The sequence below is a fragment of the Alcanivorax sp. genome, assembly GCF_040118815.1.
Lineage (GTDB): Bacteria > Pseudomonadota > Gammaproteobacteria > Pseudomonadales > Alcanivoracaceae > Alcanivorax.
On record NZ_JBEDTC010000008.1, the window covers coordinates 1 to 4921 of the forward strand.

Sequence of the window (4921 nt, forward strand, 5' to 3'; positions counted from 1 at the left end):
CAGACGCGGCTGCTGAAGAAGGAGGTGAGGCATGAGTTGTATTCGATCACTTGTTGCGGTCAGTTTCTTTGCCTCTATCGGATTCTCAACGGCGGTGACAGCTCAGGAAATGATCTCCGACACCACCGCTCGTAAACAGCCGCTCACAACCTGGGGTGTTCAATTCGAGGAGTTTGAATACCGCTACAGCGACGATGACGAGGAACTGGGCGTCTGGAATGCGGATGCTTTCTATGGCACCGACGAGTTCAAAGTCCGGTTGCTCACAACCGGGGAGTACGAGATAGAGGAGCAGGCCTACGAAACACTGGAAAACCAGCTGGTCGGCCAGATCCCCATCTCCAAGTTCTTCGACGCCAAAGCGGGCGTGCGTTTCGATACGCCCGAGGGGCCGGACCGTACATATGCCGTTCTCGGTGTAGCCGGGCTGGCTCCCCAATGGTTTGAGATCGATGCAAACCTGTATGTCAGTAAGGATGGCGATACGTCAGCCGAACTGGATGCAGAGTACGAGCTGCTTCTCACCAACTACTGGATTCTGGCGGCAACGCTGGATGCCACGGTTGCGTTTAGCGAGGACCGGGAAATTGGCGTTGGTAAAGGACTGGTTTCTATCGAAACCGGACTCAGGTTGAGCTATGATCTGATCGACCGTGCGTTCTCGCCTTATGTGGGCGTGGTGCATGAGCGCAAGTACGGCGATAGCGCGGATTTCGCCAAAGCCGGGGGCGGTGGTACGGAAGACTGGTTTGCCGTGATCGGCGCCCGCATCGCACTCTGATCAGGTACTTAGGGGCTAAAGATATTTCTTTGGCCCGTTTTTCTCGACATTGATGCAAGTGAGATCTACCCAAGCCAGCATTGGCTATTTATTGAGTATCAAACGCCGTTCAAAACAACAGGAGGTTGTATGAGCAGCACGCACGACAGAACCACGCGCTATCAGAAAGGCAGTCTTACACTTCCGGGAACTGTTATGCTGGGCACCGGTGTCATGATTGGCGCCGGTATCTTCGCCCTTACCGGGCAGATGGCGCAGATGACTGGCGTTCTTTTCCCGTTGGCGTTTCTGGCCGCGGCGGTAATCGTAAGCTTCAGTGCCTATTCCTACATCAAAATTTCCAATGCCTACCCGTCAGCCGGGGGCATAGGCATGTACCTGCACAAAGCCTATGGCAATCGGTTACCGACGGCTTTCAATGCTTTGCTGATGTATTTCTCGATGGTGATTGCCCAGAGCTTTCTTGCGCGAACCTTCGGTTCTTACACCATGCAACTGTTCGATGGCGATGAAAGTGGCCGCATGGTGCCCATTCTTGGCGTCTCACTAATTCTGGCCGCGTTTCTGATCAATCTGTTGGGCAACCGAATGATTCAGGGCGTGGCTTCCTTTATAGGTATCCTGAAGATCGGAGGCATTCTGGTTTTCGGGCTGGTGGGTATCTGGATTGCCGACAGTGTTTCTGTTGATTTCTCTAGCCCCGGTGAGGCTGGAACCTTTGGCAATTTCCTGGGGGCAACGGCCCTTGGCATTCTGGCCTTCAAAGGTTTTACCACCATCACCAACAGCGGCTCGGAAGTCATAGACCCCAAGAGAAACGTGGGGCGAGCGATTATTATTTCCATCGCAGCCTGCGTGGTGATCTACACCCTGGTCGGTTTCGCCGTTGCCAGTAACCTGTCCCTGGCGGAAATCATCAAAACGCAGGACTACTCTCTGGCGGCCGCTGCGCGTCCCGCATTGGGCGACTACGGCGTCTGGTTTACCGTCGCCATTGCGATGATGGCCACCGCCGGTGGCATTCTGGCCAGTATTTTCGCCGTCTCACGCATGTTGGCCATGCTGACTGAAATGAAGCTGGTCCCCCACAGTCATTTCGGCATGCCCGGTAGCATCCAGAAGCACACGCTGGTTTATACCGTGGTGCTTGGGCTTATCCTCACGGCCTTCTTCGACCTGTCCCGAATTGCAGCGCTGGGCATCATTTTTTACCTGATCATGGACATTGCTATCCATTGGGGCGTTCTGCGCTATTTACGGGAGGATGTGAAGGCCAATGTGTGGGTGCCCACGGTGGCAATTGTTCTGGATTTGCTCGCTCTTGGTGGCTTCGTTTGGGTCAAACTGAATACTGACCTGTTTGTTATTGGCGTGGCGGTTGTCACCATGATTGTTATCGCAGTGGCCGAGCAACTGTTCCTGAAAAAGGCCACAGAAGCCGAAGAAGCGGGACACAAAGAATCTCATGCTCATCATCACTAATCACCAGAACTCGATAGGGAGGGATCGGCCATGACGGCTGAGCACACGGTCAAAGATCCTGTTTGCGGCATGTCGGTGAATCCACACTCGGCGGAACATCGCAGCGAGCATGGCGGGAAAACCTGGTATTTCTGTTCTTCGGGGTGCAAATCGAAGTTTGACGGCGACCCGGGACACTACCTCAGTGGAGAACAGAAACAGGACGAACCCGTGGCTCCGGGCACCATGTACACCTGCCCGATGCATCCGGAAATTCGCCAGCAGGGCCCCGGAGATTGCCCTATCTGTGGTATGGCCCTGGAGCCCGAGCAGGTAAGTCTGGATGACGGGCCCTCGGCAGAGCTCAAAGACATGACCCGTCGATTTTGGATTGGCCTGGTGCTGGCCCTGCCGGTATTGGTGCTGGAAATGGGCGGACATCTCACCGGCCTTGACCAGATCGTTGCCCCACAAATGTCCAACTGGATTCAACTGGTGTTGGCGACGCCAGTAGTGGCCTGGTGTGGCTGGCCTTTCTTTGTCAGAGGCTGGAAGTCCGTCGTCAGCCGCAATCTGAACATGTTCACGCTCATTGCCATTGGTACTGGCGTGGCGCTGATCTACAGCCTGGTGGCGACACTGGCGCCCCAGATTTTCCCCGACGCCTTTCGGCAGGAAGACGGTTCTGTCGCCGTCTACTTCGAGGCGGCTGCGGTCATCGTGGTGCTGGTTCTGTTAGGCCAGGTGCTTGAACTGCGGGCCCGGGAGAAAACCTCGGGCGCGATCAAGGCGCTGCTGGATCTGGCACCGGCGACGGCCCGAAAGCTGGATGACCAGGGCGACGAGTCCGATGTGTCGCTGGATCAGGTCAAGGTGGGTGATCGCCTGCGAGTGCGCCCGGGGGACAAGGTGCCGCTGGACGGTGAGTTACTTGAAGGCAGCTCCAACGTGGATGAGTCCATGGTGACCGGTGAGCCTCTTGCAGTCAGCAAAAAGTCTGGCGACCAAGTGATTGGCGGCAGTATTAACCAACAGGGCAGCTTTATCATGCGGGCCGACAAGGTTGGCCGGGACACCATGCTTTCCCAAATCGTGCAGATGGTGGCCAGCGCCCAACGCAGCCGCGCACCGATCCAGGGGCTTGCCGATAAGGTGGCGAGCTGGTTTGTGCCCACCGTGATCCTAATTGCCATTGTTGCCTTTATAGCCTGGTCATTCCTTGGGCCGACACCGCCCATGGCGTTCGGGCTGATTGCGGCGGTCAGTGTTCTGATCATTGCCTGCCCTTGCGCACTGGGTCTGGCAACGCCGATGTCGATCATGGTAGGTGTTGGCCGCGGCGCCCAAAGTGGTGTGCTGATCCGCGATGCGGAAGCCCTTGAACGCATGGAAAAGGTAGATACGGTGGTAGTGGATAAGACCGGCACGTTGACAGAGGGGCAGCCACAAATCACCCGAATTGTTACAGCGAATGGGTACGATGACGATGCTTTGATGCGTTTTGCGGGCGGACTCGAGAAAGGCAGTGAGCATCCACTGGCCCACGCCATTCTGGACAAAGCCAAGGGCATGGAGCTGAAGCTGCCGGATGCGGAAGACTTCGATTCTCCCAACGGTAAAGGGGTAACAGGAAAAATCGACGGCAAGCGGGTGCTGCTTGGTAATCGTCTTCTCATGGAGTCGGAGAATGTCGACACCACTAGATTTGACAGCGATGCCGACGAGCATCGCAAAGATGGTGCTACCGTGATTTTTGCCGCCGTCGATGGAAAAATCGCTGGGCTGTTGGCCATCTCCGATCCCATCAAGAGAACGACCCACGCTGCTATTGTCGCGCTGCAAAAAGACGGCATTCGAGTGGTCATGCTGACTGGCGATAACTACACCTCGGCCGAGGCGGTTGCTCGCAAATTGCATATCGATGAAGTGGAAGCGGAGGTACTGCCGGAAGATAAGGGCAAGATCGTCCAGCGTCTGAAAGATGAAGGGGGTGTTGTCGTGATGGCGGGTGATGGCGTTAACGACGCGCCTGCATTGGCAACGGCGGACGTGGGGGTGGCCATGGGCACCGGCACAGATGTGGCCATCGAAAGCGCGGGCATTACGCTGCTGCGCGGCGACTTGATGGGTATTGTAGAAGCGCGTCGTCTGTCGCTGGCGACCATGCGCAATATCCGACAGAACCTGTTCTTTGCTTTTGTGTACAACTCCGCGGGCGTTCCGATTGCGGCGGGGGTTTTGTACCCGTTCTTCGGGATACTGCTTTCACCGATCTTCGCGGCTGCTGCAATGTCGCTGTCGTCTTTCAGCGTGATTGTGAATGCATTGCGCCTGCGAGTTATCAAGCTTGGCCCTAAGTAATAATCGCTGGTGCCGTACACTATTGATCGAACCATAGAAGATGCTGATTTTGAGGCGGTTGACAAACGAGCGCGTCAGTCTCTCACGGATAACTGCTTCGGGGTGCTGATCGAAATCGACGTCAAAACCACGATGAAGGAGAAGCTGGGCACGGAAATACCTGCCTACCGGATCTTTGGGCATGCAATCCTAGGCCATCGGCGTGGAGCCTCGAGTAGGGGCTATTTTGCCATAGCTGGCGCCTTAAGCGACTTCATCCGTGATCTGTTGACCGTGATCAAGTTCCACGGGGTTTGCTCAGCCCGTTCAACTTTAATC

The 4921-nt window shown here is 55.9% G+C and carries 4 protein-coding genes; all 4 read left to right on the forward strand.

Annotated features, from left to right (window positions below; translation table 11 throughout):
- Positions 1–31: 31 nt before the first annotated feature.
- A complete protein-coding gene (locus tag ABNH18_RS06545; protein ID WP_349382043.1) occupies positions 32–781 on the forward strand; it encodes a copper resistance protein B in 750 nt (249 codons plus the stop codon).
- Positions 782–910: 129 nt separating this feature from the next.
- A complete protein-coding gene (locus ABNH18_RS06550; RefSeq protein ID WP_081737601.1) occupies positions 911–2263 on the forward strand; it encodes an APC family permease in 1353 nt (450 codons plus the stop codon).
- A 30-nt stretch (positions 2264–2293) separates the two neighbouring features.
- Positions 2294–4603 (forward strand): heavy metal translocating P-type ATPase, encoded by a 2310-nt coding sequence (locus ABNH18_RS06555; protein ID WP_007151136.1) that lies wholly within the window; start codon positions 2294–2296, stop codon positions 4601–4603.
- Between the two features lie 9 nt (positions 4604–4612).
- The coding region (locus ABNH18_RS06560; RefSeq protein WP_502876777.1) for a DUF302 domain-containing protein at positions 4613–4921 on the forward strand (309 nt) is incomplete at its 3' end.

Excerpts from the sequence above, each read along its gene's own strand:
- ABNH18_RS06545 (WP_349382043.1), top strand. The coding sequence starts at position 32 with ATGAGTTGTATTCGATCACTTGTTGCGGTCAGTTTCTTTGCCTCTATC.
- ABNH18_RS06555 (WP_007151136.1), top strand. The coding sequence starts at position 2,294 with ATGACGGCTGAGCACACGGTCAAAGATCCTGTTTGCGGCATGTCGGTG.
- ABNH18_RS06550 (WP_081737601.1), top strand. The coding sequence starts at position 911 with ATGAGCAGCACGCACGACAGAACCACGCGCTATCAGAAAGGCAGTCTT.